Source organism: Nakamurella sp. PAMC28650 (assembly GCF_014303395.1).
In the GTDB taxonomy this organism is placed as follows: domain Bacteria; phylum Actinomycetota; class Actinomycetes; order Mycobacteriales; family Nakamurellaceae; genus Nakamurella.
This window is the reverse complement of the sequence record NZ_CP060298.1, coordinates 3148555-3174470: the sequence shown is the minus strand read 5'-3', so window position 1 is coordinate 3174470 and position 25916 is coordinate 3148555. Positions and strand designations below refer to the sequence as shown.

The following is a 25916-nucleotide window of genomic DNA, read 5'->3' as shown; positions in this document are numbered from 1 at the left end:
CCCGCGGTGCGGCGACTCACGGCAGCGGCCGAAGCCGATGCCACCACCCCACTCCGAACGGCCTGATAGCCGATAGCCGAGCCAATAGCCGATCCGTGACCGACGCTGCCGAGGTTCGTGAGCTGAATTACCGATTTTGCCCAGATGCCCGGGTGATCCGACCGAGTGACGACGTCGTTAGGGTTCACCGCCTGACGGCGCGGCGGGCCACCGCAGCGCCGGTGATGCGGAAGATCGTCCACGCTAGGACGGGCAGCAGCAGTAGCCAGATCAGCGACCCTGCGGTCGGGTAGTTGCTGGTCGGCAGCAGCAGCCCGACGTCACCAATGCCGGTCCACCAACCGTGACCGGCGACGAACCCGGCGAACAGGGCACTGCCCGCGGTGACCAGGACCCGCCCCACCGGTGTCCGCAGCCCCAGGACAGCGAACACGATGAGCGCGACGGTCACGGCCGCCAGGAACAACCGGGTCGGGCCAGGAAACAAGTACAGAACTGACGGTCCGGCGACGGCGAAAAACACCAACAGCCCAGTGCCCAGGAACGCGCGGCGTCCCCGCCACAGCAACCGGCGGCCCAGCCGCACCCGCGCCGGACTCGTCAGCAGCCGCCACGCGCTGAACTGAATCAGCAGCCACCCGAAACTGTTGCTCAGGGTTCCGGTGTCATCGTGCAGGACCGGGCTGATCAAGAACACGCCGTAGGCAAACGTCGCCAACCCGGCAATCCAGTGAGCGACCCTGGGCGAGCCGAACACTGCGGCGGCAGCGGCCGGAATCCAGATGGCCCAGGCGATCAGGTCGTAGTGGTGCCACCAGGTGGAGGACCCGTAGATCAGCTGCTCGGCGCCGGCCTTCGCGGCGGGGAACAGCAGCAGCAGCGGCAATGTCACCGTCAGGATCGCGGCCCCCTGGTGGTTGGCGTTGCGGTCTGTTGAAACTGCGGTGTGCGTCCAGGCTTTCGCTGCCTGCCAGCACAGGGCTACCGCCTCAGCGGGTTGGACTTGACGTTGCCCGGGGTGCGCGGCCTGCAGCAGTACCGCGATCAGTTCCTCCTCCCACGCGCGCCGGTACTGCGCCGGGAACAGCCGCAGCAGCCGCCGGTAGCGCCTTTCGAGTTCTGGGTCCGGCTCGCTGGGCATGTTCATGCGGTCGCGCCACCCACATCGAGCCGGCGGATCGCCGCGGTGGCCTGCCGCTGCACCCGGGTCGCCTCGACCCGCAGCCGCACACTCCCTTCGGTGGTGAGCCGGTAGTACCGGCGTGGCCGGGAATCCACCGTCTCCTGTCGGTCGATCTCGATCAGCCCTTCCCGGGCCAACCGGTCCAACGCCCCGTACAAGGTGCCGACCCGCAGCACCACCGCCCCACCCGAAAGTTCGGCGACATCGGTCAATAGTGCGTACCCATGGCGCGGCGCGGCGGCCAACGCGGTCAGGATCAGAAACGACGGCTCCTGCAACCGGTCATCTGCCATCCCGCCACCATACTCAGGTCAACAGAGTCTTGCAGCAGACTATCGAGGTGAATATGAGCAGACACCAGGTGGCGGGCTTGTCTCGCGACCTACTGGTAGGTAACCGCTGTCCGGTTGGCGATCCCGCTGCGGTCACGGTTCCTCGTGTGGGACGTCCGGAAGTTCTAGGGCAGCCGGCGAGAGATTCGGAACCAAGGACCGTCAGTGGCTGCCGGCTTGAGCCGAGCGCAAGGAGAGCCTGCAGGGATCAGCCTTCACGTTGAGCGACGCCATGGTCGCAGCCACCTGATACTCACCCGGAGCTAGACGTTCAACGTCAGTGGTGAGCCACCTAATCGGCAGGTCGATGCTGGTGACGTCCGCAGGCAGCGGGTCGCCGGTGCCACTGAACACCTGCCGGGGACTGAAAGGAAGCGACTCGCCCGTGGTCGCATCTTGCACCCATCCGACCACATCGAGACGATCATCCGCGTCCCAGGCCAATTCGCCACCGTCACGGTGCAAGGTGACCGTCAGCCCGAGTAATTCGGATGTTGTCACCTCGAGCCAGCTACTGGGCCACGACAGGCGCAGACCACGCTTGCGGGCTGACTGTCCGGGACGGGGCGTGGTTGCCCACGGGAGCCACCCGTTCCAGCCGACGTCCGTCCTGCTGAGATGCATCAGCAACCACCTGCCCGTGCCATCTCCTGTCGGAGCAGCGATGACAGTGCCCCACCTGGGGTCGTTCTCGACTCCATAATCGGTTCCAGCTAGCTGACGCCAACCCGTGTCGGGCAGGGCCATTTCGCCAGATGCAAACTCGAAACCCAGCTCGACATGTAGAGGAAGCCCGGCCCAGTCGGTCGGCAGCGGGCCACCGGGCAACTCAAGAAGACGCTGGGGAACCTCCATCCCCTCAAGGTCGGTCAGTTCGTCGTTCGCCACCTGTGAAGCGTAATTCACCACGACAGGGGAGGGCAGAAGTCTGTACTGACGCGATCGCGCAACCAGCAGCAGTGCCAGCGCACCTTCAAGGTCCGAACGCTGACTGGTCGACGATCGGTGACTGGGTCACCGTCGATCGGTTCTACTCGCAGTCACCGAGCATCTTCTGACCCAAGGATCGCAGTTGGCGCGTAGCCACCGACGTCGACGCGACACCACCCTGATCGTCGGCAGCCGGCGACCTCATCACCGACATCACCACCTCGCCCCTGTTTGGGCGTACCCATCGCCAAGCACGCTTGGCGCCAGGACGCAAAGGACCCTGACGGCGGGCTAAGCGCATCATGACCACCCGGCAATTCCGGAACCCGCAACCTGCGCGCTGACGTCCGTCGATAGGGCAGCATCGTCCTGCCATCACTGCCAAGCTTTTGGGTCCGGCGCAACCGGATCGCTCAGCGTTCACGTCATCCCTCGGGGCGTCTTCGTCCAACGAGGAGATCGGGGTCCGACCATGAGGGCTGCACAGGCGTTGAGGTTGGCTACGGTCGCCTGCCTGCTAGCCAGCTGCGCAGCCAGTCCACCAGGCTCATTGGACACCGCTGTCTCCTCGACCGTCTCAACACCATCGCGTTCCAGCAAGGTTTTCGAGGATCCGCACCAAGCGGCAACGGTTCGGCACATCGACACAGCTTTCGCGGCAACCCCTGCTTTTCCGGGGGCGACCAAGCTCAAGTCTTCACCCGATCCCCAACTGGACGATTCGTTCAGCCGGCCGCCGACCTACGTCCAACACACCGGCTGGTGGGCGTCTCCGATGACACCTGACCAGTTCCACACCTGGCTGAACGGCCACATACCCGCAAGCTGGTCCTTGCTCGGCGGCAACCCCGACACCCCGGGCACGTGGGGAAGCGACGGCTTCTTGGAGCAGTTCAGCGCCGATCCGCGATCAGATGCGATCTGGACCTACTCAGCCGTCAACGTCTACTGGGCTCCGGCCAGCACAGGTACCAACATCCGCGTCACCGCACAAGCCGACTGGGTCGCAACACGGCTCGCCGCCCAAACCATCGACCCGGCCGCCGACACCGTCGACGTCACCGTTTTCATCCATGACCCCGCAGTCACTAGCTCCGAGAAGCTGCCCCCGACCGTGCGACGCACCCTGCATGGCGCCGACGCCGCCACCCTCCGCGCGACAGTGAACTCCTTGAACCCCTGGACCGACACCGGCCTTCACGGCTGTCTAGCCACCTTCGGCATGACCGACACGTTGAAGTTCACCGGAGGCGGCACCACCACCACGCTCACCGTCCACGACGGCGGCTGCGCCGGAACCTCGTTCGTCACCAAGTCTCGTTCCTTCCCTGACCTTGAGGACAACGTGCTGCACGCACAACTGGTCAAACTCCTCGGCCTACCGGACACCTACACCCAATATTGGTGAACCAGCCTTCAGGTCAAAGATGACCATGAACGATCGTCCGCTGGCAGGGGTGGGCGATAATGCGGCGATGGCGCGCGGAGTAGTTAAGTTCTTCAAGTCCGAGAAGGGCTGGGGCGCAATCACCTGCGAGGAGCTACCGGACGGCAAAGACGCCTGGATCCACTGCTCCGACATCGAAGCGGTTGGTTACCGCGCCTTCGACGCGGGCGATGTCGTCGACTTCGACTACGAGCCTGCTCGGCAGGACAGCTTTGACTTCCGGGCAACCAGAGCCCGGCGTCTGGAGTCGGGTCCGGCGCCGGTCTTACGGCGTTCGGGTACGCGCGTGGTCATCGCGCCGGCAGGCACGCCCGACACGCCTGTGACCCCGCGCCGACACCGTCCGACAGGATCGCCCGACCTTCCATAGGACGAACGCAGACCGGTGAGCGAGAGCCGTCAGTACATTCGATCTTGGTCGGCTCGCCCCTCGGCGCGCAGCCGTCCGTTAGGTGCCGTCGGCTCGAGCCATCGCCCCGCGCTCGCCGGCGGCACCGTCAGTTGATACGACGTTCCAGCGGCTGACCCCTCCGCTTGCTGACCGCCGACCTGCGCAGGATCGCTCAGCGACGGGACGCGAAGGATCGGCGACCAGGCGCGGATCGCCGACCGGTCACATGCAGCTCTTGGCGGCCCTTCTGGACCGCCGCGTCGTACATGCTTACTCTTGGCCTCGGCCGTTGAACTTCGCAGGTCACCGCCTGCCCGCGCCACGTCCACCCATGTGAGCATCACCAGTCGAGCTGATGGAGGGCACTCCATCATGCCGGACTACTCAAGGCCAGGTGCCGACAATCGGTTCGCTATGGAGCGCGCGCAACAGCTCGATCCCCTGTTGCGAGGCATCCCATGGTATGCCGGGTTGGACATCGTGCCTGCTGGACTTCGTGTCTCTCACTCCCACCAGCGTGATCAATTTGAAACGGCTCTTGCTCACGCTTCGCCTCGGCACAGCACCCCGCCGATCGTTTTCCGACCGGTCCAGTTTTCAATGAAGCACCTACTACCCGTGTTGACGGTGGTCAGGAATCGACGCGGCCATCTCGCCGCGTGCGGCGCCCACATCCACTTCATCGGGGTAGACGTGCCAACCAACCGTGTCGTCGTGCGGGCCACATCCGGACTGTTGCAATGCAGGCCCGAACTGTCGGAGCTGCGAAACGAGGTGACCATCGTTGAAGCGCCGAACCTCCCTCGTCCAGGGCGCGCCTCGAGAACGACCACGGTCACTTCATGAAGACGTCCCTTGCGAAGGTGATGCGTAAGCCCAACGCGGATCATCGCCGGTCAGCGCCGACCGGTAGGCGATCGGCAACTGACTCAGCACCAGCTTGTGGGTCGGTTCCTCAGTTGGCGACCGAGTTAGCGCTTCGCTGATCAGGTCGCCACTGTCCGCGCGTCGGTGAAGGCCTCAGCGTCACCAGTCCTGCGGGTCGCTGAGTTTGTCGCTGATGCGGATGGCGGGCGACCCGGGTGGTGCATACACAAGGCGGCGATCGCAGGCGAGTCGCCGGCATCTACGGTGCCCAAGCCCAGTCGGTACTCATAGTCGGCCAGCGCCTGCCTCGCAGCCCGAAGATCGCCAGTGTTCCGGAAGTTGACTGTCGAACCGCCACCGTTTAGGTCGAACCCCATCCGGCTGATACCCAGTTCCTGCATCCGTTCCATGATTCGTGAGCGATTACGGTCCAACTCAGCGGCGCTGAACGGGGCATCGACGATGTGCAGGGTGATACCGGCAGCAGCAGCTTCGTCCACAACCTTGTCGATTGCGGCGTCACGTGGCCCGTGCAGGTAGACGGAGGCACTGTTGCTTGTTGTGTCGATCGCGCTCTCGATGAAGCTGCTTCCTGCTGCATCTTTGACCTTCCCCACCGCCACCGACAGTGGGCCTTGAGCGCGCATCCTCTCAGCACTTCGTCGGTGTAGGGGTCAACCCAGGGCTCTCCGCAGGCGACGAGTTCGGGTCCGGTGCCTTCGCCCGGGGTTTGGCCAGTCGCGGGTTGGCCCTGCGCGTCGCTGGACATGCAGGCAGCATCGCACCGCGCATCACCGTCAACAACTGCTTCGTCCGCGTTGACGATCGCCGACCGGTTTCCGATCTGTGACCGAGTCGTCGTTCGCCTTGCGGCTCTCGGTTCTGCCACCTCATGCTGTCGGCCAGCGAGCGGCACTAGGCTCCGAAGCATGAAAACCACGGGGGCCAGGAAACTGCAGTACGTCCTTGTCGCTGTCGCGCTAGGGACAGTCATCGTGCACTTCATTGCCCGCCGGGGCACCGACTGGCTTGTTTGGGTGTGTCTCGCCGCCACGGTGCTTGCCATGGCGATCCAGTCGCGAAGCAGACGACGGCCGGCGCAAGCACCTACCACTGATCGGTGACCACTCAAGATGCCGACCGCCAGCCGATCCGTCACCGCTTGCCGATCGGTCGGCGGTCCGTCAGCGGGTGGGGTCGGTGACCCGTCCGAGGAACAGTGGGGTCCTGGTGTCCACGTCGTGGACGAGGTAGAGGAATGGCCGGTCGAGCCTTAGCGGTGGGGCGGGTAGGGCGCCGGACATGGGGATGGCGACGGCGGTGGCGGCGGCTGCCTCGATGCCTTTGTCGTCGACGGCGATGCGCGCCTGGTGCACGGCGCCGGAAATCCGCAAGGCGTTGGGCGCGATCCCCGACAGGTCGGGGGTGTTGAAAAGTGATCCGAGGCCCATTGCGGTCAGCGGCTTCTCGAGGTCCGTCTGTACGTCGGTGGTGAAGGCCGGCATGGCCAGTTCCACCTGACGTTCCTGACCGTTGGTGGCAGCTGCGAGAAGTTTGGCGTCCAGCCCGGCCGACACCTGCCGGAAGGAACCGGCCGTGGGCACGATGACTGTCATCGCCAGCATGGCCGATAGCGGGATCGAGGTTGCTTGCCACTTCGGGCCGCTGGCGTACAGCATCTTGTCCGAGCGGGTCATGAACGGCACGGACACCGTGCCGCTCAGCGTGGTGAACGGCATCGGGGCGGTGCCTGGGTCGAAGGGGTTCGCCCACGCGGCCCTGAGGTAGAGGGCGTTGACCAGGACGGTGATGGTGTCGGCGTTGACGAAGTCCGGTGGAATCAGGTCGGGAATCAGCCCGTGGGTGCGCTGAGCGACCCACTGGTTGATGGCGGCTCGGGCCGCGGCGGCAGCGCTGAAGTGGACTTCGCGGACGCCGGCGCCGTAGCCGGTCGCGAGGGCGTGGAGGTAGGCCGGATAGACCGGGGTGTCGGAGCCGACGAACACTGCGTTGGCCGGTTCGATGACGGCCGGCACCGGTGCGCTGCCGTAGGCGTTCTGGGTGCTGGCTACTTCTGCCCGCGCGAGCGCGGCGTCGACGCCGCCGAGCCACCGTGCGACCGTCGGCGCGTCACCGCCGAGGACAGTCGCCAGCTGCTGCGCGGTGCTGCCGCGGGCGCCGAGAGCGAGCATGCCAAGCGCCGTCACGATCGAATACGGGCTCAGCACCGCGTTGCCCTCGCCGGGCAGGGCTGTCCGGTAGAGCGCGGCAGAGACCGGCAACAGCTGTTTGGCTGCCGCTGCGGCTGCCACGGGCGTTTGTCGCCGCACATCGGCTTCGAGTAGCCGGCCGCCGATGCCGTCGGCGGCCGGCCGCGTTGTGGTCAGCGGCCGAGTCGTGGTCGGGACTCCGGCCGTGGCTGCTGCAGTTTCATGGGACGCGGAGGTGTCCGGCCGCGGACGGTTCACCGCCGCCGTGCCGCTGCCGCCGGCCGAGCACCCGGCCACCGGAAGCGCCGACAGCAGACCCCATCCAGCGGCCCGCAACACTTCTCGCCTACGCACATCAACCTCCAGCTCAACGCCAGACACTGCGCACAGTTCACGTCCAGGACCATCGTCTGGGATAGAAGACGTAAACCGAACGCCGGGCGGTTGCACCTTGGACCTATCCATCAGCCGACGACATCGTCCAAGAGCTGTTACGACACGGCGGACTGTGTCAGAAGGCCAGCAACCGCCCGGTCAGCGTGCGGTCACCGCACAACGATCCGTCACCGGGCTACTGGTCAATGTCCGGTCGTTGAACGGTGAGCAGCAGCGCGCGGTAGTTCGGGGTGAGCAGACCAGGTCCCATGCGGGCTTCTTCGATCAGGCTGCGTCCGGTCGGTCCGAAGCGCTGTTCCAGCTCAGTTTGGTGTTCGAGCCACAGCTCGTACTTACGGAGCTGCCTGGCCTGCTTGCCGTTGTCGATGAACTGGTCGACCAGTAATAGTCCTGCCTCGGCGATCAGCGGGGCCCACTTGGTGGCCATTCTGGGGTGGGGCAGCGGCGCGTCGCCGTGCCACTCCGCGCAAGTGAAAACGGCGCGGGCACCCGGGCGGAGTATCCGACGTACTTCTTTCAGGGCGGCTGCCCGATCAGCGGCCATCGGCAGTGCGTCGATGGACATCAACCCGTCTGCGCTGCTGTCCGGGTGGCCGGTGGCGGTGATCGTCGCGCATCGGTAGTCGAACTGCCCCGGCTGCAGATAGCTGGTGGCGGCTGCTGCGGCCGCCTCGACGGCCACCTGGCTCAGATCGATCCCGACCAGATACGCGCCACTTTCGCGGGCGATCCACTGCCCGGGTCCTCCCATGCCGCAACCCAGATCGATCAGCACGCTGCTGGGGGTGACCTGAAGACCGGCCAAGGTCAGATCCAGGGTGGTCCGGGTGCAGGAGCTGAAAAACTGCACGTCGTAGGGGTAGTCGGCGCCGTAGGCCTGGACGTTCAGCTCCTCGAGCAAAGGGTCAGCCCGGAGCCGGGTCCACATCTGATCGAACATCACCTGCTTGGCGGACTCTTTCGCGTCAAGGACAGGCTGAGCTGCAGGAACGGGCGAGCTGGCGGGCAACATGAGAGCCGACGATACGACCACCACCCGGGCTCGGAGTACCAGAGCCCTCAGCCGCGGTTCCCGAAACCGGTGCGGACGATGACTGTTTCTCAAGCGAATGGTCATATCCTCTGGCCCTGGCCCGGAACATGTACCAGCGGTCAAGGAGGGTTCGATGCGGGTATTTCGGCTGGAGTTCCTGCAACCGCCGAGCATGCGCACCCGTTGGCTTGGTCCGTACTCGGCGAAGTGGCTGACGGCCGAGGGTGAGGAGCTCGCGACCTACCTGGAGGCGGAGCACATCCGCACCAGGCCTCATCCGGTGAACACCCCACTGCTGAAGGCCTCGACGTTTGAAAACCACCACCTGTGCGGGTGTGACAGCAGGACCGCACTGAGCGACTGGTTCGGCAAATACTTTGGACCACTTCGCGAACAAGGCGGTCAGGTCGGCGTGTACGAGGTCCCAGATCTGGCAGTCGCCGAACATCTCAACGGGCAAGTCGTCTTTCATCACGGATCGTCGCGGATCATCGAGAGGGACGGCCACCCGGCCGCAGCACCGCTGGTACTGACCTCCGCTGGGTCTCGGCGAGCAAAAATTGCAGCTGCTGCCGGCAAGTACGACCACTGGTCACCAGCCTCCCAGGGGTGATCACCCCGCCCGCCGCGAACGACGGCGCAACCAGGCAACCCTCCACCACGGAACAACGCCGTGCCCAGAGGGGCGGCCATCCCGGAATCCTTCTCCCCGACAGAGCGGACCGGAGGACGATGGTTGACCAAACACGGTCGTGACAGCTCGGGACCGGGACTGACTGGGCCCGCGCTGCTAGTGTCGTGTCACTTCGAACAGGTTCGTCTTTGCCAGCGCGGCCGGTGAGTGCGTGATGCCCCCGGCAGCTTTCCGCTGTCCTGGAGACGACCTCATGACTTTCCGTTTTCCCCGCCCCGTTTCTCCGGCCTTCACCCGCTTGCTGTGTGCTCAAGGGCTTTCGCAGCTCGGCGTCGGATTTCACCTCGCCGCGTTCCCACTGTTGGTGAGCACGTTGACCACCGATCCTCTGGTGGTGGCGACCACAGCACTGGCCTCAGTGGTCCCGGGCATCGTGCTGGCCCTACCCGTTGGGGCTTGGGTCGACCGCGCGCACCGCGGCCGATTGATGGTCGGCAGCGACCTGAGCTGCGCCGCGGTGCTGCTGGCGCTGAGCGTCCTGGTCCTGACCGGACACATCCACCTGTGGATGCTGATCGGCGCAGCCGTCCTGCTGGGCTGCGCCGAGTTCGTTTTCGGCGTCAGTGCTTACGCCTTGCTACCGAACCTGGTCAGCCCTACGCAGCTGCCCCGCGCGAACAGCCTGCTGTCGGTGGTGGGTCAAACCGGCGCAGGAATATTGGGCCCGGCGTTGGGCGCAATCAGTTTTGGGTTGGCCAGATGGTTGCCGTTCGCCGTGAACACGGCAACCTACCTGGGCTCAGCAGTCACCATCGCGACATTCGTCGCCGGATCCGATACCCGCGCCCACACGTCTGCAGAACCGCACCGAACCGGTCGCCGGGAACTGTTCGCTGGCCTCACCTACCTCCGCAGTCACCGCCCGATCCGAGCCTTGGTGGTGTTGCCTGCCGTTGCCGGCTTCTTCGGGTGGATGCCCGAAGCCACCTTCGTCCTGTTCGTCCGCGAACATCTCGGCATCGATGCCGCGGGGTTCGGGGTGCTTCTGGGGGCCACCACCATCGGCGCCGTCGTCGGTGGACTACTCACCGGACCTCTGGTGAAACGGATGGGCACTGTGCGGACCCTGTGCGTCACCTACATCGTGTACGGAATGCTGCTGATCCCGGTCGGTGTGGTGCGCAACCCCGTTGTCCTGGGCGTCCTGTTCTTCGTCCAGGGGCTACCCCTGATCGCCTGCAACGCGACAGTGCGTTCTCTTCAGCAGAGAACGATTCCCAGCGATCTTCTCGGCCGGGTCGGCGCCGTCAACCGGCTCGCCTACAGTGCCATCACACCCCTGGGCCTGGCCGCAGGAGGGTTCATCGCGATGTGGCTTGGCTACCCGGCGGTGTGGATCATTGCCGGCTGCGGTTTCCTAGCCGCATTTCTGTTCAACCTGCCCGCCATCCGCTCCCTGAACGCCACCGACTGAGACTCACGTAGCTCGGCACGGAGTGCCAGGGATTCGCATTGGCCCGGTCGGGGTGGCTGATTCCGAACACACCTGGCCGATCCAAATTGCGGCGCGTGGGGCGACTACTGCAGCAGATGGCTCGGCGCGGAGCATGGGTCAGCCCTCGTGGATAGTGGGGCAGCGGGCGAATCTGGGGTCGTCGTAGCATTTCGGTGTGTCGCCACCGCGTTTCCTCACCTCAGGTGGCGCCGAGCCGTTTACGCTCCTGTTCGCCGGACCGCTGGCCAGCGAACACATGGAGCTGTTGAAAGCCGAAAGGTTCGAATTCGAAGCCGTTCTCGGCGCTCCGGTCGTCTTCGCAGACGGGGCCACGCCTCAGCCGGGGGCGCGTTGGATCATCGGCCTACCCAGCGAGGGTGACAGACCCTCGCTGGCCTGGGACGCGGCGACCCGGACGCTCACATCGTTCGCCACGACCTCGCAGGACTTCATGGACACCTTGAACGCCTTGCACACCCTGGCCTGGTGCGAAAAGTCGAGCGTCACATCAGCCGCCGCCCACACCACGGCCGAAGCCGCCCAGCGCATCACTGACGAGATCGCGAACACCTACCCCTCCTTCGAACTCCGGGGCTTGAACTGGCAACACATCACGGCGCGGCACCGCCCCGCCCTCGCCGCGGCGGAACCCGACTCGTTCGCCAAGCTCGCCGCAACGTGGGTCGCTGAGCTGGGCGACGCCCACACCGCTGTCCACTCCACCGCGGCCCGGTTCAGCCCGCCCTACCGAGGGGTCCTGACCGCGCGCGGAATCGCACTGGTCACCGTGCCACCGGACTCAGCAGCCGCAAGTGCCGGAGCTCGACCCGGATGGATCATCCAGGTCGACGACCCGCAGGAGTTCCTCCGCACCACCGGCGCCTCCCCACAGCACCACCGACAGGTCGCGGCCCGGCGCGCTCTCGCGTTCACCGGTGCCCAACGGGTTTTCACCGCCCACAGCGCGACCGGTTTCAGCGAAATCACCTGGACCGAGGTCGCTGCACCCCCCACCCTGGCTGCGACCCTGCACGTCACGCACGAACCGCGCGGTGATCTGACCGTCGCGCTCGCGAACTTCAACGGCGCCCTGGACCTGACCGGGGCCTTTGATGCCCTGTTCACCGGCGCTGCAACCACCAACCACCTGACCCTGGACCTGCGTGGCAACACAGGCGGTTCCCTGCTCGTAGCAGGGGCGCTACGCGACAGGTTCCTCCGCACCCGCACACAGCTCGGTTCGATCCGTTTCACCACAGGAACGGGAACACTCGCCGCAGCGCGTCCGCTGTACGCCGAACCATCAGCAGCAGTCCGCTGGCCGGGCCGCACCACAATCCTCGTCGACGAGATGACCTACAGCGCAGCCGAAGACTGCGTCCTGGGACTGCAAGGCCTTGAGCACATCACGATCCTTGGACCACCTACGGGAGGCGGCAGCGGTCGACCACGCACAATCCCATTGTTCGACGACCTGGTCCTAAAGATCAGTACCGCCCTGACCTACGACCGCGCCGGCCATTGCATCGAATTCAACGGCCTGACCACCGACGGACCAATCAATTCACGGATTGCCAAAGTCCCACCTCGGTCAACTTGACGACAGCCAACAGCCCAGCGGCCCACCCGAGCCAGCTGTGGCCGTACCCGTAAGCGGAACGTCAGCCGGCGCCAGGGCCGCCGACCGCGGGCAGGTCACTTGTCTGACCAGGCCATTCCCGTATGGGCCGCCCGGTGTCCATTCCGGTGAGGGGGCGTCCTACGGGACGGTGTCCCGGGGTGTCGAGGCGGGCGTGGGTCTCATCTGGTGAAGTTGTCATGAGACTTTGTGTCTGGTGGGCTTGCCCGCGTGGCCGCGGTCACTGATCCTCGAGGAGTCGGGCCCGGGCGGCCAGTTCGTTGATCCGGGCGTCGATGTCATCGAGCATGTCGGTGAGCGGGGCGAGCGCGGCTTTGGCTGCGTTCCTTTTCTGGTTCGCGGCGGCCCAGTCCCACACCGGGCGCGGCACCGCAACAGCCGGCGCTGGAGCTTCCGGGGTCGGGGCGGGGCCGTCGAGCGCGGTGGTGAACTCGTCGACGGGGACCGCCCGGTGCGCGGCCAGGCCGGTCTGGGCTTGCCGGGCCAGCCGGGACACCGACCGTGGGGTCAGCGACTGGATCTGCACGGCAAGGTGTCCCCATTGGTTGATCGGTGGGAACAGTGACACCTGCAACGTTTTGGGGTCGATGGGCTGGGGTGCTCGGCAGGGGTGGTGGCTGCTCTCGGTCACCTCCTTGGCCTTGTGGCCCAGGAATTCTGACATCCGGGTCTTCCTGGCGACGGTGATGTCCAGCAGGCGGCGCCACCGCACCAGGGCGCACGGCCCGCACAGCACCGGGCTCTCGTCGGACTCGACCAGGTGCTGCGCGCCGTGCTGGTCGGTGATGCTCGCGGCGCCGTCGGCGAGGTGCAGTTGGCCGACGGTCAGGGCGGCGATCTGCCGGTACGGGATCTCGGTGTGGGCGGCGACGGTGAGCAGGGCCCGGTCGCGGCGCCCGAACAGCCCACCGATCCACCCGGTGGACGGTAGGAGCCGCATCGCCCACTCGACCTGGCCGGGGTCGATCAGCGCCCGGGTCGGCTCGGCGGGCGCCGCTGAGTGGTCGGCGGGGAGCTGGAATCCATGAATCCGGTGGTGGTGCTGCAGCGCGGTGAGCCGCCGCCGCCTGGTGGCCGGCGCGGCCGGACACGCGGCGGCGAACGCAGAGATGGTCGCGGCGTCGGCGGGGAGCGGGGTGTGACTGGTGGCGGTGCACCAGTCGGTGAACAGCGACCAGTCCGCTGCGTATCCGGCCCGGGTACCCGCCGATAGCGGCTTCCCGGTGACCGCGGAGATGTCCGGGCTGCGGAGTGGTCCGGTCATAGGTTCAGCTTGGTGACGGCGTTGCCGACGAGGGGGGCGTGTTCCCGGGCGTAGACCTCGAGCATCTTCGGATCCTTGTGGCCGGTTTGTCGCATGATCGAGTGGGCATCCGCGCCGGCCCGGAACGCTTCGGTGACGAACCCGGACCGCAGCGAATGCCCACCGAGCAGGTCGACCTGGGCCGGGGTGAACCCGGCGGCGGCGGCGCGGCGCTTGATCATCGCCGCCACCGCGTCACCGGTCATCGCCTTGCGGCTGGGTTGCCCGGCACGGTGGACGGTCGGGAACAGCCACCGCTCCCCCATCGACGGATCATCGGTCCCTGCAGGATCGGCGGTGGTGTCGGCATCTCGGCAGACATGCTCCGTCGAGGGGCCGCGGTGGTGCAGGGCCGTCAATGCGGCCGGCCGCTTCCCGGCGTCGTAGGCCAGCAGGATCCGGCGCCAGCGGATCAGCGCGCAGGGCGGGCACGTCGCCGGGTCCCTCCCGTAGGGCAGCGCCCGGATGGTGCCGGCGCCCTCCTGGTCGGTCTTGGAGGACCGCAACCGCACGTGCAGCCCATCGGCGCGGTGCACCGTCACATCCTGAACCCGGAGCCCGACCAGTTCACTGCGACGGTGCGCCCCGGTGAACCCCATCAACAACAACGCTGCGTCGCGGTGCGCGGCCACCGCCGCCGGCCACACGCCGAACTGCGGGCTCAGTTCGGCCAGCAGGAGGCGGACGTCGGACAGCAGCAACGGGCTCCGCCGTTTCGGCGGGGTCTTGCGGGTGCGGCGGACCCCGGCCAGGGCGCGGCGGACCACCTCCGTGCGGCCGGGCGGGTCGAACCCGCCGGCGGTGTGGATCTGGTTGATCGAGGACGCCCACCGGCTCAGGGTCGCGGCGCCGAACTGCGGCCGACCGTCCGGCCGTAGCTGCGCGGCGGCGTCGGTGAGGTAGGCGGCGACGACCATCCCGGTGGCCGGCAGCGCGGCGTACCCGGCGTCATCGGACCAGCGTTGGAAGCGGCCCCAGTCCGAGCGATACGCGGCCTTCGTGTTCGCCGACGTAGACGCATCCACCGCCGCCCACACCCGCCCCAGGTCCGCCGAACGTAACTCCGGGTCCGGCCCGGGCAGCAGCTGCAGGACGGCCGGGCGGGTGCTGGCGACCAGGGCCCGCCGCTCCCCCGCTACCTCCACGACTGCCGCCTTCCCACCGCATCCGCCGATTGCATGACCCGCTGACCTGCAGCGCTACCCGTCGGCGAGGTCCAGATCGGCCGAAAACGGATGTTGCACGAATCTACCCCGTCGTGGGGGTAGTCACTGCACTGTGCATGTTTGCTGCCTAGGATAATAGAACATTATGCTAGTCAGAGTGTTTAAGCGCTGGAGCACTCGGTTCGGCGAATCAGACCCGCAGCAGCGCAGCGGACGCGCACGAGTCTGTTGCATTCACGGCCGCTTCCGTCACGTGACAGTCTGCGGTGGCCCCAGGGGTTTGTGTGTCCGGTGTGCGGGGCGCCCGGCGGTTGGCGTACGGCGAAGGCGAAATGGATGTGCACCAGGTGTGGCCGGCAGACGTCGGTGACCGCCGGCACGATCTTCCACCGGCTCCGGACGCCGCTGTCGACGTGGTTCGCGGCGATCTGGTTCATCACCTCGCAGAAGAACGGGATGTCCGCGCAAGGTCTGCAGCGGGTGCTGGGTTTCGGATCCTACGAAACAGCGTGGGCGTGGCTGCAGAAGCTACGCCGGGCGATGGTCCGCCCCGAGCGGGAGTTGCTCTCCGGTGTGGTGGAGTTAGATGAAGTGTTCATCGGCAACGAGTCTCGCGGCCGCGCAGGCGGCGTGAAGGACCACACCGCGGCGATGATCGCAGTGGAATCGATCCCCGGCCGCAAGCTGGGCAGGGTCCGCATCGAGCTGGCCGAGACAGCCCGATCGGTCAGCATGCTCGGCTTCGCCGACCGCGTCATCGCCAAAGGATCAACGGTCAGAACCGATGACGCCAACTACCTGAAGAAGCTGACCGCGGCCGGCTACGAGCACGTCGCGTTCGTCGGGACCGACAGCGCCGAGCCCGCCCACATCAACCTCCCCGGCGTCCACATGGTCGCCTCGCTGCTCAAACGCTGGCTGACCGGCACCCTGCATTACGCGGTCTCCCAGGAGCACCTGGCCTACTACCTGGACGAATACACATTCCGGTTCAACCGACGCACCTCGAAGAGTCGCGGGCTTTTGTTCTACCGACTGTTGCAGCAGGCCGTGAACACAGACCCACACCCGCTCGCTGAACTGCGCAATCCTGTTGCAGCAGTGGACGTCCCGTTCTGAACTTTACTCAAGCAGCTACCCAGTACATGTGTTCTCCCTTTTTGTCTGCTACCTTTCGATTCTCGTCAGGTAGCTGACAAATATCAAGGCCAGGAGGACGCTTCTGACCGGGCGAGCGACGTCGTTGTGCCAGCGCGAAGAGGGACCCAGCTCTTCCCCAAATCTGCACGCGGTCAGTTTGTTTGGCGAATTTCCCCGTCAACGCATACGTCGCGAGGAGGTGAAGCCATCTCGGCGGAAGCCGGCCGTCACCGCATTTTGTCAGTCTGGCGCGACCGCCGAACAAAGCTTTCCCTGAGGACTGTTCGGTACCCCGAGGCAGGCGATGGCCGAGATCGCCGACATCCCGTGGGCGGATCGTCCTGCGGGAACGAAGATCAACTACAGCTGAGGGCGTTGTTGACGATCCTCTCGGGACGGGCGATCGAGGAGCTCGTGTGGGTCTTCTCGGGCTGGAGAACACGTCTGACTAGAGGTCGAGAACTAGCGCCAGACCTTCGTCGACCCGCCGCATCTCGTCGATGGTCAGGAAGCCGACCGGCTCGGTGAGCCGGTCGAGATCGACGGTCGCAAGCTGGTCGCACATGACCAGAGTCGGGCGATCAGCAATGACCACTGTTGGCCGAAAGCTGGTCTCGCGGGCCCTTGTACTGGTGAACGCAACGATCCAGGTCCTCAACGTGAGCCAGTCCGGCTGAAGCACGACGGCGTACCGCCGGCCCTGTTGCTCGTGTCCTTTCCCTCGCGCCTGCAGTCGGTAGATCTCACCCCTCATGCAGAGCAGCCATGTCCTGCTGTATTGCCCGGATTTCGGCCAGGTCGTCTGGGTCATCCTTGATCGCGTGGGCTTCTGCGGCTGCCACCCGGCGACGTTCATCGCGCTGCATTGCTTCCAGGGCGGCAAGGATGACTTGATCGGCACTCTGACGGCGGGCAGCCCCGACCTGGAGAATCAGGTCGCGGGTGCTGGTCTGAACCTTGACGGTGGTGGTGTCGGCCATGGAGCTAGTCTACTCCCGGTAGACCGCTTGCGCTCCTGCAACCAGCGAGGGCGGCACACCATTTGAATGTCCACTTCGGCGGCGGCATCGGGGACCGGTGGACGATCCACTTCCGGCATGGCGCCGTTCGGAGTGGGGTGATCGCATCGGCTTCAGCTGCCGCCGTGAGTCGCCGCGCGGCGGTGACCCGGCCCATCACGGGAGGTGCGCCATGACGGCGCTGATCGTCGGCTACGCCCGGTGCTCCACCGACCAGCAGGACCTCACCGCCGCCCAACGCGATGCACTCGCCGCGCTAGGCGTCGCTGCCGCCCGCGTCTACGTCGATCACGGATTGACCGGCACCAACCGAGACCGCCCGGGTCTGCGGGAGCCGATGGCGGCTGGCCGCCAGTAGCTGCGGGAATTCGTGGACAACCCAGGGGCATCTGGACAACTGCTGATCGTGATCGGCGGGCGGGCCGAGGCGCGCCCGGTAACCGCAGGCGCCCAGAGACCCGCCCTGCGTGGCGACGGCGCCGGGTCCGAAGACGATTTCTGCCGGGCGTCCTGCGGGTCGCCCGGGCGGTGTGATGGAGTCAGAGGTTCTCGCTGCGCACCACCGCAGGGCCGGCGAGCCGATCGACCTCCTCAACCCGACGGCCAGCAACGAGGAGGGTGCCGGCACCCATCTCGCTTTCCACGACGCGCTCCTCCCCGCTTGCGGCAACCCCCGCCTGATCGGGATCTGCCGGCGACTGTCCGACGCTGCCGAGCTGTAGCGCGCCTGGTCCGGACCAGGCATACACGAGATCAACCGATTGTCAGGTGAAAGACCGGGCCGGCGCAGCCAGCCCCGGATGGTGCCGGGCGGCCACCTCGGGGTGCGAGCGGATCCAGCCCTTCAGTGCGTTGTCACCGAACGTGGGCAGCAGCGGGTTCTCGGCGGCCTGCGTGACACCCGGGGCGTGTGCCGCAAGTTCCGGGGTCAACGGAACGGGGTGCAGTTTCGCCTCCAGTCGGGGTGAGAAGAAGAAGCCGATCGACTGACGGGTGTCCGAGGGACGGCACGGCAACACCCGATGGACCGTTGCCACCAGGTAGCCGTGCGTCGCCACCTCGAGCATCTCGCCGACGTTGACCACCAGCGCGCCCTCGACCGGGGCCACGTCGATCCACTCCTGCTCCCGGGGCGGTCGGGCCTGCAGGCCGCCCACCGAGTCCTGGAGCAGCAAGGTCAGGAAACCCCAGTCGGCGTGCGGCCCGACGCCCTGGGCGGCCGGACCGTCGGTCTCCTGGCCCACGTAGCGGATCAACTTGCCGAACCAGTGCGGCTGATCGCCAAAGGCTTCGTCGAAATGCTGCTCGGGCAGGCCGAGGCACGCCGCCAGGGCGTGGGTCAGTTCCGTTCCCACGACGGTCAGCAGATCGGTCCAGGCCTGGACGGTCGGCCGGAGTTCCGGTAGCAGTTCGTCCGGCCACTGGTTCGGCCCCTGCAGGAGTCGGTACGGCGTATCCCAGTCCGCCGCAGCCACCGCCGGGAGTTCGGGGCCGAAGTCGAGCTGTTCCCTGGCGTCGGGCCGACCGGCGGTGATCTCGTGGCCGAGCCGCGTGTAGCCGCGGAAGTGCGGCGAGGTCCGGTTGTCCAGCGCGATGCGGGCCTCCGGCGGCAGCGCGAAGAATCTGGCGGTGACGTCGACCAATTCCTGTACCTGGCCGGGCCCGGCACCGTAATCGGTCAGATGGAAGAAGCCGATCTGGTGGGCGGCGACGCGCAGCCGCTCCAGGAAATCGGGATCCAGGGTGCCGTCGCTTCGCCGGGCGTCCTGCAGCCGCAGGGTGGGAATGGCGTTCACCCGGTCGAGGATAGGCCGGGAACCGGCCGGGAATCGCGCCGGGTCCGGACGGCGTTTCGGCGCGACACGCCAACAATTTTCCGATGGTTCATCTGCGCATCTGTTCCGATGACTCATTCCCGGCATACATTGGGCCACCGGCGGGAAAAGGACAGCCATGCCGCCGCCGTCCGCGGTCCATCCGCGGCGCGATGTCCAGGACGCACAGGAGGATCCATGTCGGTTCCGGTCGGAGACCACGGCACACACGGTCCGGCGGCGACGAATGCGGCCGCCCGCATCCGGCCCCTGCAGGTGATCCGCGGAGCGCGCAACGCCCTGGCCGTGGTCCTGGGCCTGCACGTACTGGCCTTCGTCACCCTCTTCGTCATCGTCATTCCCGGCCACTACCAGGTGGGCGGCAAGGTGTTCGGCATCGGCCTGGCGATCACCGCCTACGTGCTCGGTGTGCGGCACGCCTTCGACGCCGATCACATCGCGGCCATCGACAACACGACGCGCAAGCTCGTCGGGGAGAAGCGGAAGGCGAGCACCGTCGGTCTCTACTTCTCGCTCGGCCACTCCACGATCGTCTTCGTGATGGCCCTGCTGCTGGCCGTCGGCGCGAAGGTCGCGACCACCCTGGTGTCGCAGGACTCGACGGCCCACCAGGCTCTGGGCGTCATCGGGACCGCAGTGTCCGGGCTGTTCCTGATCCTGATCGGCGTCATCAACCTGATCGCTCTGGCCGGCATCATGAGGGTCTGGCGGGAGGCCAGGGCGGGCAACATGGACGAGGAGGCTCTGGAGAGGGCGCTCAATTCGCGCGGGTTCTTCACCAGATTGCTGCGTCCGATCATGCGGCGGATCACCCGCCCGGGTCAGATGTACCCGGTGGGCGTGCTCTTCGGACTCGGCTTCGACACCGCGACGGAGATCTCCCTGTTGGTGATCGCCGGGGCGGGCGCGGCCACCGGGCTTCCCTGGTACGCGGTCCTGGTGCTGCCGATCCTGTTCGCGGCCGGCATGAGCCTGTTCGACACCCTCGATGGTGCGTTCATGCACGCCGCCTACGAGTGGGCGTTCATCCGGCCGGTGCGCAAGGTGTACTACAACCTGACGACGACCGGTCTGTCGGTCGCCGTCGCCCTCATCATCGGTGGCGTCGAGATCCTGACGCTCCTGCACGAGAAGCTGCGCTGGACCGATCCGGTGACGACCTGGATCAACGATCTGTCCCTGAACTCTGTCGGATACATCATCGTCGGACTCTTCGTCCTCGTCTTCCTCGGCTCGGCCGCCTACTGGCGGGTCGGACGCGTCGAGGAACGCTGGACGGCCAAACTGCACGGGCCGCAGCCGGCCGGCCTGACCCCCGGCCAGTCGCCGCGGTAGGTCACAGCGGTAGCTCCCAGCGGTAGGTCATAGCGGTAGGTCATCTGGGGCGGTACAGGTCCGGTATCCCGTCGTGGTCGTCGTCGCGGGCCTCGGCCTCGCAGATCCGCCGGTAGGTCCTGTTCCTGGACCGCAGCACCACCGCGGCCAGCAGGGCGGACACGAGCGAGCCCACCAGCACACCGACCTTGACGTGATCGTCCTGGGGGGTGTCGGGGCCGAACGCCAGTACTGGGTAGCTGCTTGAGTAAAGTTCAGAACGGGACGTCCACTGCTGCAACAGGATTGCGCAGTTCAGCGAGCGGGTGTGGGTCTGTGTTCACGGCCTGCTGCAACAGTCGGTAGAACAAAAGCCCGCGACTCTTCGAGGTGCGTCGGTTGAACCGGAATGTGTATTCGTCCAGGTAGTAGGCCAGGTGCTCCTGGGAGACCGCGTAATGCAGGGTGCCGGTCAGCCAGCGTTTGAGCAGCGAGGCGACCATGTGGACGCCGGGGAGGTTGATGTGGGCGGGCTCGGCGCTGTCGGTCCCGACGAACGCGACGTGCTCGTAGCCGGCCGCGGTCAGCTTCTTCAGGTAGTTGGCGTCATCGGTTCTGACCGTTGATCCTTTGGCGATGACGCGGTCGGCGAAGCCGAGCATGCTGACCGATCGGGCTGTCTCGGCCAGCTCGATGCGGACCCTGCCCAGCTTGCGGCCGGGGATCGATTCCACTGCGATCATCGCCGCGGTGTGGTCCTTCACGCCGCCTGCGCGGCCGCGAGACTCGTTGCCGATGAACACTTCATCTAACTCCACCACACCGGAGAGCAACTCCCGCTCGGGGCGGACCATCGCCCGGCGTAGCTTCTGCAGCCACGCCCACGCTGTTTCGTAGGATCCGAAACCCAGCACCCGCTGCAGACCTTGCGCGGACATCCCGTTCTTCTGCGAGGTGATGAACCAGATCGCCGCGAACCACGTCGACAGCGGCGTCCGGAGCCGGTGGAAGATCGTGCCGGCGGTCACCGACGTCTGCCGGCCACACCTGGTGCACATCCATTTCGCCTTCGCCGTACGCCAACCGCCGGGCGCCCCGCACACCGGACACACAAACCCCTGGGGCCACCGCAGACGCTCCAGATACGCCAGACACGACGAGTCATCCGGGAACCACTCCAGCAACTCCTGAAAGGTCCGGGGGTAATCGACACCACCGACCGGGTAGGCACACACTGGCTCTGACAAGGCCAAATACTACTTGACTCAAGCAGCTACCCAGTACGCCAGTTCCCCGATCAGCAGGGACACGGTGAAGCCGACGCCGGCGAGCATGGCCACGCCCAGTACATCGGTCCAGGAGAGTTCGTCGTCGAGCTCGGCACTGGTGAATCTGGACATCAGGAACGTCGAGCCCAAGACCCCGATCATCTTGCCCGCCACCAGAGCCACCACGATGCCGATGGTGACCCGGTCCGCCATCGACCCGGCCAGGCCGCGCAGTCCCTCCACCGTAACACCCGCCGCGAAGAAGGCGAAGACCGGCACCGCGAACCCTGACGACACCGGGCGCAACCGGTGCTCGAAGTGCTCCGCCAGGCCCGGGCCTGCATCGGGTCCGCCGTTCCGGGCGCCGGGCAGCACCGGAACCATGAAGGCCAGCAGTACCCCGGCCACCGTGGCGTGGATCCCGGACGCATGCACCAGGGCCCACGTCGCCAGCGCCAGCGGCATCAGCACCGACCAGGCCCTGACCCGTTTCTGCACGGCGAGGGCGAACAGCGCCAGCGGGATCGCTGCCAGCAGCAGCGGGACGATCGAGAGAAAAGTAGTGTAGAAGATCGCGATGATGACGATCGCCAGCAGATCGTCCACTACCGCCAGGGTCAGCAGAAAGGTCCGGAGCCCAGACGGCAGGTGGGTGCTGACGACGGCGAGAACCGCCAGCGCGAAAGCGATGTCGGTCGCAGTGGGAATCGCCCACCCGCGCAGGGCTGCTCCCCCGCCGAGGTTGAGCAGGGTGAAGATCAGGGCGGGTACGGTCACCCCGCACACGGCGGCGACGACCGGGATGGCCGCCCGGCGGGGGTCCCGCAGATCGCCGGCCACGAATTCGCGTTTGAGTTCCAGACCCGCCACGAAGAAGAAGATCGCCAGCAGTCCGTCGGCGGCCCATTGCCCGAGGCTCAGCCGCAGATGCAGTGACTGGATCCCGAACGTGGTGTCCCGCAGTGCCTGGTAGGCGCCCGACCACCCGGAGTTGGCCCAGACCAGAGCGATGACGGTGGCCAGCAGGAGCAGCGCACCGCCCACCGTTTCCTTGCGGAGGATCTCGGCGATCCGGCTGGCTTCGGGCCAGGTGCCCCGACCGAGGACCCGCGGCGGGTCGCGTGGTGGATCGGGGCGTGGATCGCGGGGCGGATGCGCTGATGCCATCGGGACTCCAGAAGCTCGATGCGGCACGGACATCCGGGGTCGGACGATCCGCTGCCGACCAGACTTCCCGGCGCATCCACGACGACCCTACCGCAGTTGCCCTCAGTCGGTCTCGACCACGAAGTCCCAGGCAGCCAGCACCTGACGTTCCGGGGCCCAGCGCATCAGCCCCTCACCGGTGCGCATCACCGCGCGCAGACGGAAGGTGACGGTCTGACCAGGGGCCAGAACCGTCGGCGGCGGCCGGCTACCGGCCACCACGGTCGGGTGGTAGATGGTGCCGAGGTGGTCGGTCGAGCTGAAGTCGTCGACCGACAACGGGATCCGCGCGCTCGCAGCGCTCAGGCTGACGGTCCAGGTGCAGGTGGTCGAGGGCCCCTGGTAGGGAAGGCCCTGCCCCGGTACCTCCGGCCCCGCGACGGTGGCCAGCACCGTTCCCCTGCTCGTCCTGACCCGGACGGCATCGCCCTCGATGGTCAGCGCCGGACGTTCCGCCGTCCCGGTCAGCACGCCGTCCGGCTTCAGGGAGGCGGTCGGCAGGAAGGTCGGCAGCGCGCCATAGGTCGAGTCGGCCCCGGCACCGGCACCGGCACCGGCACCGGCCGCAGTGGAACAGCCCGAGAGCACCACGGTCAGTCCGAGAACGACTGCCGCACAGCGCGTGCGGTGCCGGGCGAAACGCCCGGCACCGCTCGCGTGGATCAAGAGTGCCCGCGGTAGCCGGCGTTGTTGAACACGTCCGGGCCGAACGGAGCCAGACCGGGCTGGGCGGCGTAGCCCAGATGACCCTTGCGGTCCAGGCCTCCGGACACGGTGCCGGCCGGCAGTGTGGAGTAGGCATTCCCGTGGCTGACGCCGAAGATGTCCTCCATCGTCCGCAGCCAGCTGTAGTGGTTGTAGAAGGTGCTGCTGGTGGTACCGGGCTTGATCAGCGGGCTGATCAGCACGCTGCCCGTGTCGCCTCCGCCCGGGGTGGCGTCACGCGCGTCGTAGAGCGGATCAGCGGTCTGACCGGGCGCCAGGTAGCCCGGTGCACCTTCGGCGCTCAGCGAGATCGAGCTGACCGCACCCGTCGGCGTCACCGCGTTCCCGGCGTGATCGACCAACTGGAACGAGCCGTCGATCACCGAACCGGTGGGCGAGGCAGCCAACTGGGGTCCGGTGTCGCTGACCGTACCGACGAACGTGTCGGCCGGGATCGGGCTGGTGCCACCGGGTCCTGTCTTGTCGACGGAATCGACGACGGCCCGGCCGGTGTCGTCGGCCAGGATCGAGCTGTCCAGGACGTAGGTGGAGGACGCCGGCGCCGCGACGGTGTCGTTGCGGACGCCGGGCGAGTTGCCCGATCCTCCCCGGACGATCCCCGGCACGCAGTTGGCCGGTACCAGCGTCGGCGTGGACTGGGTGCAGACCGGCGGCCGGTTGATGAACCCGTTGTCACCCGGTCCCGGGTACAGCTGGTTCCCGAGACTGTCCCTGGCCAGCGGCGTGTTGGGGCCGGTGGGCTCGTAGTGGACGTTCTTGCCGAAGAGGTTCTCGGCGGCGCCGTCGGCAGCGATGCCGGCGGTGGCGTTCGGCTGGTCGCCGGCCGTCGGTGCGTAGGCGTTCGCGTTGTTGAAGCTGTTGCCCGAGTAGGTGAAGGGCGGGTTGCCCTCGTCGAAGGTGATGTCGATCAGGCCGCCGTCCTTGAAGGCCGGGGACTTCTCGATCATCGGGACGTAGTACTGCAGGAACAGGTCGGAGGCGTACAGGCCACCGGTGTAGTTCTTCGGCGCGACGGACTCCGGATTCGGCGTTCCGGGCTGGTAGATCGGGGCGCCGGCCGCGGTGAACGAACCGGAGAGGTTGTTTCCCTTGCAGATGGCGTCGTGGGCGTCGCTGCAGTTGTTCGGCGTGATCCAGCTGAAGGCCGGCGTGGTCGAGGACTTCTGCAGATCGTGGAACAGGCCGCCGGTGGAACTGTCCAGATTGGCGATGTGTGCGGCGTCGCAGTCGCTTCCACCCTGTACCGGCGTGGTCAGACCCGGCTGGGTGCCGGTGGCGGTGGCGGTCCCGGTCAGGCTGTGGAACCACGGGAACGGGAAGTGCTTGGCCACGTACTGATCGTTGGCCTGGGCCCCGGTGAAGCTGGTGACACCGGTCGGGAACGGGTGCGCGAGGCTCGCGCTCATGAAGGTCGGGTTGGTGGTCGGGTTGTTCTTCGCCGTCCCCGGACCGGCGCAGCTGGCGTCCTCGCGTCCCGGCTGGTTGCCGATGTCCTGGGCGTACCCCTTCCAGGTCCTGCCCACTGCATCGAGCTGGTTGAACAGGGTGGGCGCGTCCGTCGGGTAGGTGCAGCCGTTGGTCCCGTTCGGGGCGTTGGCGCCGCTGGGCTGGGCCGCGTTGGCCAGGGAGGCGACCTGGCCGTAGTTCTTGTTGCGCTTGGTCACGATGCTCGCGTTGCTACCGAAGTCGAAATTCTCGACACTGCAGTCGGACTGGGTGTCCTGCTGCGTGGCCTGGCCGGACACCAGCGACACGTAGTTGTCCTGGCTGAAATGTCCGGTGCCGTAGTAGTTCTTCAGCAGCACGCCCTGGCTCGGCAGCGTCTTCCACAGATAGCTGTTCTGGTTCAGGCCGGTGAAGGTGGCGTCATAGGACTTGTTCTCCAGGATGATCAGCCAGACGTGTTTGACCTGACCACTCTTCAGCCCGGTGCTGGTGATGGTCCTCTCGACCTGGGTGGCGTCCGTCTTCGGGGCGGCCGAGGCCGCGCTGGAGGACGACACCCCGAACAGTGAGGCGGCGAGCACCGCTGCCGCCGTCACCGCCAGCAACTTGCCGCGATGTCCGCGGATGGTTCCGAACCTCATCAATGATCTCCCGAGCTCCGACCTGTGGACCGACTGTTGACCGGTCCGATCGAGCAGCTTGCTGTGAAAGTCCCTGGAAGTGAACATCGACACGGAGAATCCCAGGTGATTTCTAGGTGAACGATCGCCCGGCATCCCCCATTTCGGGCATTCCGGCGGTGCAACCTGGCGAAAGCCATCAAGTAGTAAAGAACGGGCCGTCCGGACGGGGTACCAGCGGGGGTATCGGCCGTGCCCGACGCATGACCGGTCCGGATCCCGGGTACCTCCCCAGTGCGCAGCGGCCTGCGCCGGA

23 protein-coding genes and 2 pseudogenes are annotated in these 25916 nt (G+C 66.7%); 9 read left to right on the top strand and 16 right to left on the bottom strand.

Annotated elements, in window-relative coordinates; translation table 11 throughout:
- Nucleotides 1–184 precede the first annotated feature (184 nt).
- The 3 genes from H7F38_RS14360 to H7F38_RS14350 all read right to left on the bottom strand — a co-directional run bounded on the left by H7F38_RS14360 (nucleotide 185) and on the right by H7F38_RS14350 (nucleotide 2403).
- Complete coding sequence (locus tag H7F38_RS14360) at nucleotides 185–1147, bottom strand: hypothetical protein (protein ID WP_187090513.1); 963 nt, start codon at nucleotides 1145–1147, stop codon at nucleotides 185–187.
- Nucleotides 1144–1476 carry a PadR family transcriptional regulator gene (locus H7F38_RS14355; RefSeq protein WP_187090512.1) on the bottom strand — a complete coding sequence of 111 codons (333 nt, stop codon included), beginning with the start codon at nucleotides 1474–1476 and terminating at the stop codon, nucleotides 1144–1146. Before H7F38_RS14355 ends, H7F38_RS14360 begins: the two co-directional genes overlap by 4 nt.
- 201 nt (nucleotides 1477–1677) lie before the next feature.
- Complete coding sequence (locus tag H7F38_RS14350; RefSeq protein WP_187090511.1) at nucleotides 1678–2403, bottom strand: hypothetical protein; 726 nt, start codon at nucleotides 2401–2403, stop codon at nucleotides 1678–1680.
- Nucleotides 2404–3220: 817 nt separating this feature from the next.
- Between H7F38_RS14350 and H7F38_RS14345 the strand changes: the two genes are divergently transcribed.
- On the top strand, nucleotides 3221–3853 hold the full coding sequence (locus tag H7F38_RS14345) for a hypothetical protein (RefSeq protein ID WP_187090510.1): 633 nt from the start codon (nucleotides 3221–3223) through the stop codon (nucleotides 3851–3853).
- 19 nt (nucleotides 3854–3872) lie between these two features.
- Nucleotides 3873–4262, top strand: coding sequence for a cold-shock protein (locus H7F38_RS14340; protein ID WP_255497981.1), 390 nt, complete (start codon nucleotides 3873–3875; stop codon nucleotides 4260–4262).
- 1007 nt (nucleotides 4263–5269) lie between these two features.
- Here H7F38_RS14340 and H7F38_RS14335 read toward each other — a convergent pair.
- The 3 genes from H7F38_RS14335 to H7F38_RS14325 all read right to left on the bottom strand — a co-directional run bounded on the left by H7F38_RS14335 (nucleotide 5270) and on the right by H7F38_RS14325 (nucleotide 8768).
- The gene (locus tag H7F38_RS14335; RefSeq protein WP_187090509.1) at nucleotides 5270–5767 is read right to left on the bottom strand and encodes a hypothetical protein; all 498 of its coding nucleotides are present in this window, start codon (nucleotides 5765–5767) and stop codon (nucleotides 5270–5272) included.
- 567 nt (nucleotides 5768–6334) lie between these two features.
- Nucleotides 6335–7714 (bottom strand): serpin family protein, encoded by a 1380-nt coding sequence (locus H7F38_RS14330; RefSeq protein ID WP_187090508.1) that lies wholly within the window; start codon nucleotides 7712–7714, stop codon nucleotides 6335–6337.
- A 217-nt stretch (nucleotides 7715–7931) separates the two neighbouring features.
- Nucleotides 7932–8768: a class I SAM-dependent methyltransferase gene (locus H7F38_RS14325; protein ID WP_187090507.1), complete on the bottom strand. Its 837-nt coding sequence runs from the start codon at nucleotides 8766–8768 to the stop codon at nucleotides 7932–7934.
- A 154-nt stretch (nucleotides 8769–8922) separates the two neighbouring features.
- Here H7F38_RS14325 and H7F38_RS14320 point away from each other — a divergent pair, with 154 nt between their 5' ends.
- From H7F38_RS14320 to H7F38_RS14310, 3 genes are all read left to right on the top strand, one after another.
- Entirely contained in the window at nucleotides 8923–9402 is a 480-nt protein-coding gene (locus H7F38_RS14320) for a hypothetical protein (RefSeq protein ID WP_187090506.1), read from the top strand.
- Nucleotides 9403–9637: 235 nt separating this feature from the next.
- Nucleotides 9638–10897 (top strand): MFS transporter, encoded by a 1260-nt coding sequence (locus H7F38_RS14315; RefSeq protein WP_370531252.1) that lies wholly within the window; start codon nucleotides 9638–9640, stop codon nucleotides 10895–10897.
- A gap of 196 nt (nucleotides 10898–11093) precedes the next feature.
- Entirely contained in the window at nucleotides 11094–12518 is a 1425-nt protein-coding gene (locus tag H7F38_RS14310; protein ID WP_187090504.1) for a S41 family peptidase, read from the top strand.
- A gap of 259 nt (nucleotides 12519–12777) precedes the next feature.
- Here H7F38_RS14310 and H7F38_RS14305 read toward each other — a convergent pair whose 3' ends face one another.
- Both H7F38_RS14305 and H7F38_RS14300 read right to left on the bottom strand, forming a co-directional pair.
- Nucleotides 12778–13821, bottom strand: a complete 1044-nt coding sequence (locus tag H7F38_RS14305; protein ID WP_187090503.1) for a hypothetical protein — start codon at nucleotides 13819–13821, stop codon at nucleotides 12778–12780.
- Complete coding sequence (locus H7F38_RS14300) at nucleotides 13818–15005, bottom strand: site-specific integrase (RefSeq protein WP_187090502.1); 1188 nt, start codon at nucleotides 15003–15005, stop codon at nucleotides 13818–13820. The genes H7F38_RS14305 and H7F38_RS14300 overlap by 4 nt, the downstream gene beginning before the upstream one ends.
- Nucleotides 15006–15287: 282 nt before the next feature.
- On the opposite strand from H7F38_RS14300, the pseudogene H7F38_RS14295 reads away from it, so the two are divergent.
- Nucleotides 15288–16109 (top strand): annotated as a pseudogene (locus H7F38_RS14295) (IS1595 family transposase); the annotation flags it as partial.
- Between the two features lie 505 nt (nucleotides 16110–16614).
- Here the strand turns inward: H7F38_RS14295 and H7F38_RS14290 are convergent.
- Together H7F38_RS14290 and H7F38_RS14285 are read right to left on the bottom strand one after the other, a co-directional pair.
- Nucleotides 16615–16920 (bottom strand): type II toxin-antitoxin system PemK/MazF family toxin, encoded by a 306-nt coding sequence (locus tag H7F38_RS14290; RefSeq protein WP_187090500.1) that lies wholly within the window; start codon nucleotides 16918–16920, stop codon nucleotides 16615–16617.
- Nucleotides 16910–17146 carry a hypothetical protein gene (locus H7F38_RS14285; protein WP_187090499.1) on the bottom strand — a complete coding sequence of 79 codons (237 nt, stop codon included), beginning with the start codon at nucleotides 17144–17146 and terminating at the stop codon, nucleotides 16910–16912. The genes H7F38_RS14290 and H7F38_RS14285 overlap by 11 nt, the downstream gene beginning before the upstream one ends.
- A 211-nt stretch (nucleotides 17147–17357) precedes the next feature.
- Between H7F38_RS14285 and H7F38_RS14280 the strand changes: the two are divergent.
- Together H7F38_RS14280 and H7F38_RS14275 are read left to right on the top strand one after the other, a co-directional pair.
- A pseudogene (locus H7F38_RS14280) lies at nucleotides 17358–17537 on the top strand (recombinase family protein); the annotation flags it as partial.
- A 181-nt stretch (nucleotides 17538–17718) separates the two neighbouring features.
- Entirely contained in the window at nucleotides 17719–17907 is a 189-nt protein-coding gene (locus H7F38_RS14275; protein WP_187090498.1) for a hypothetical protein, read from the top strand.
- 42 nt (nucleotides 17908–17949) lie between these two features.
- Here H7F38_RS14275 and H7F38_RS14270 read toward each other — a convergent pair whose 3' ends face one another.
- Nucleotides 17950–18981: an isopenicillin N synthase family oxygenase gene (locus H7F38_RS14270; protein ID WP_222618072.1), complete on the bottom strand. Its 1032-nt coding sequence runs from the start codon at nucleotides 18979–18981 to the stop codon at nucleotides 17950–17952.
- A gap of 216 nt (nucleotides 18982–19197) precedes the next feature.
- Between H7F38_RS14270 and H7F38_RS14265 the strand changes: the two genes are divergently transcribed.
- Nucleotides 19198–20355, top strand: a complete 1158-nt coding sequence (locus H7F38_RS14265; protein ID WP_187090496.1) for a HoxN/HupN/NixA family nickel/cobalt transporter — start codon at nucleotides 19198–19200, stop codon at nucleotides 20353–20355.
- A 40-nt stretch (nucleotides 20356–20395) separates the two neighbouring features.
- Here the strand turns inward: H7F38_RS14265 and H7F38_RS26060 are convergent, their stop codons facing one another.
- The 5 genes from H7F38_RS26060 to H7F38_RS14240 all read right to left on the bottom strand — a co-directional run bounded on the left by H7F38_RS26060 (nucleotide 20396) and on the right by H7F38_RS14240 (nucleotide 25621).
- Entirely contained in the window at nucleotides 20396–20530 is a 135-nt protein-coding gene (locus H7F38_RS26060; protein ID WP_255497980.1) for a hypothetical protein, read from the bottom strand.
- A gap of 79 nt (nucleotides 20531–20609) precedes the next feature.
- On the bottom strand, nucleotides 20610–21581 hold the full coding sequence (locus H7F38_RS14255; RefSeq protein WP_187090495.1) for an IS1595 family transposase: 972 nt from the start codon (nucleotides 21579–21581) through the stop codon (nucleotides 20610–20612).
- An 18-nt stretch (nucleotides 21582–21599) separates the two neighbouring features.
- Complete coding sequence (nhaA, locus tag H7F38_RS14250; RefSeq protein ID WP_187090494.1) at nucleotides 21600–22769, bottom strand: Na+/H+ antiporter NhaA; 1170 nt, start codon at nucleotides 22767–22769, stop codon at nucleotides 21600–21602.
- A 102-nt stretch (nucleotides 22770–22871) separates the two neighbouring features.
- A complete protein-coding gene (locus H7F38_RS14245; protein WP_187090493.1) occupies nucleotides 22872–23474 on the bottom strand; it encodes a hypothetical protein in 603 nt (200 codons plus the stop codon).
- Nucleotides 23471–25621 carry an alkaline phosphatase family protein gene (locus H7F38_RS14240; RefSeq protein ID WP_187090492.1) on the bottom strand — a complete coding sequence of 717 codons (2151 nt, stop codon included), beginning with the start codon at nucleotides 25619–25621 and terminating at the stop codon, nucleotides 23471–23473. The genes H7F38_RS14245 and H7F38_RS14240 overlap by 4 nt, the downstream gene beginning before the upstream one ends.
- Between the last annotated feature and the right edge of the window lie 295 nt (nucleotides 25622–25916).

Bases quoted from the DNA above. Each gene is read 5' to 3' on its own strand.
- H7F38_RS14340 (WP_255497981.1), top strand. From the start codon at position 3,873: ATGACCATGAACGATCGTCCGCTGGCAGGGGTGGGCGATAATGCGGCG.
- H7F38_RS14240 (WP_187090492.1), bottom strand. From the start codon at position 25,621: ATGAGGTTCGGAACCATCCGCGGACATCGCGGCAAGTTGCTGGCGGTG.
- H7F38_RS14285 (WP_187090499.1), bottom strand. From the start codon at position 17,146: ATGGCCGACACCACCACCGTCAAGGTTCAGACCAGCACCCGCGACCTG.
- H7F38_RS14315 (WP_370531252.1), top strand. From the start codon at position 9,638: ATGCCCCCGGCAGCTTTCCGCTGTCCTGGAGACGACCTCATGACTTTC.
- H7F38_RS14275 (WP_187090498.1), top strand. From the start codon at position 17,719: ATGGAGTCAGAGGTTCTCGCTGCGCACCACCGCAGGGCCGGCGAGCCG.
- nhaA (WP_187090494.1), bottom strand. From the start codon at position 22,769: ATGGCATCAGCGCATCCGCCCCGCGATCCACGCCCCGATCCACCACGC.
- H7F38_RS14290 (WP_187090500.1), bottom strand. From the start codon at position 16,920: ATGAGGGGTGAGATCTACCGACTGCAGGCGCGAGGGAAAGGACACGAG.
- H7F38_RS14345 (WP_187090510.1), top strand. From the start codon at position 3,221: ATGACACCTGACCAGTTCCACACCTGGCTGAACGGCCACATACCCGCA.
- H7F38_RS14325 (WP_187090507.1), bottom strand. From the start codon at position 8,768: ATGTTGCCCGCCAGCTCGCCCGTTCCTGCAGCTCAGCCTGTCCTTGAC.
- H7F38_RS14355 (WP_187090512.1), bottom strand. From the start codon at position 1,476: ATGGCAGATGACCGGTTGCAGGAGCCGTCGTTTCTGATCCTGACCGCG.
- H7F38_RS14305 (WP_187090503.1), bottom strand. From the start codon at position 13,821: ATGACCGGACCACTCCGCAGCCCGGACATCTCCGCGGTCACCGGGAAG.
- H7F38_RS14360 (WP_187090513.1), bottom strand. From the start codon at position 1,147: ATGAACATGCCCAGCGAGCCGGACCCAGAACTCGAAAGGCGCTACCGG.
- H7F38_RS14265 (WP_187090496.1), top strand. From the start codon at position 19,198: ATGTCGGTTCCGGTCGGAGACCACGGCACACACGGTCCGGCGGCGACG.
- H7F38_RS14320 (WP_187090506.1), top strand. From the start codon at position 8,923: ATGCGGGTATTTCGGCTGGAGTTCCTGCAACCGCCGAGCATGCGCACC.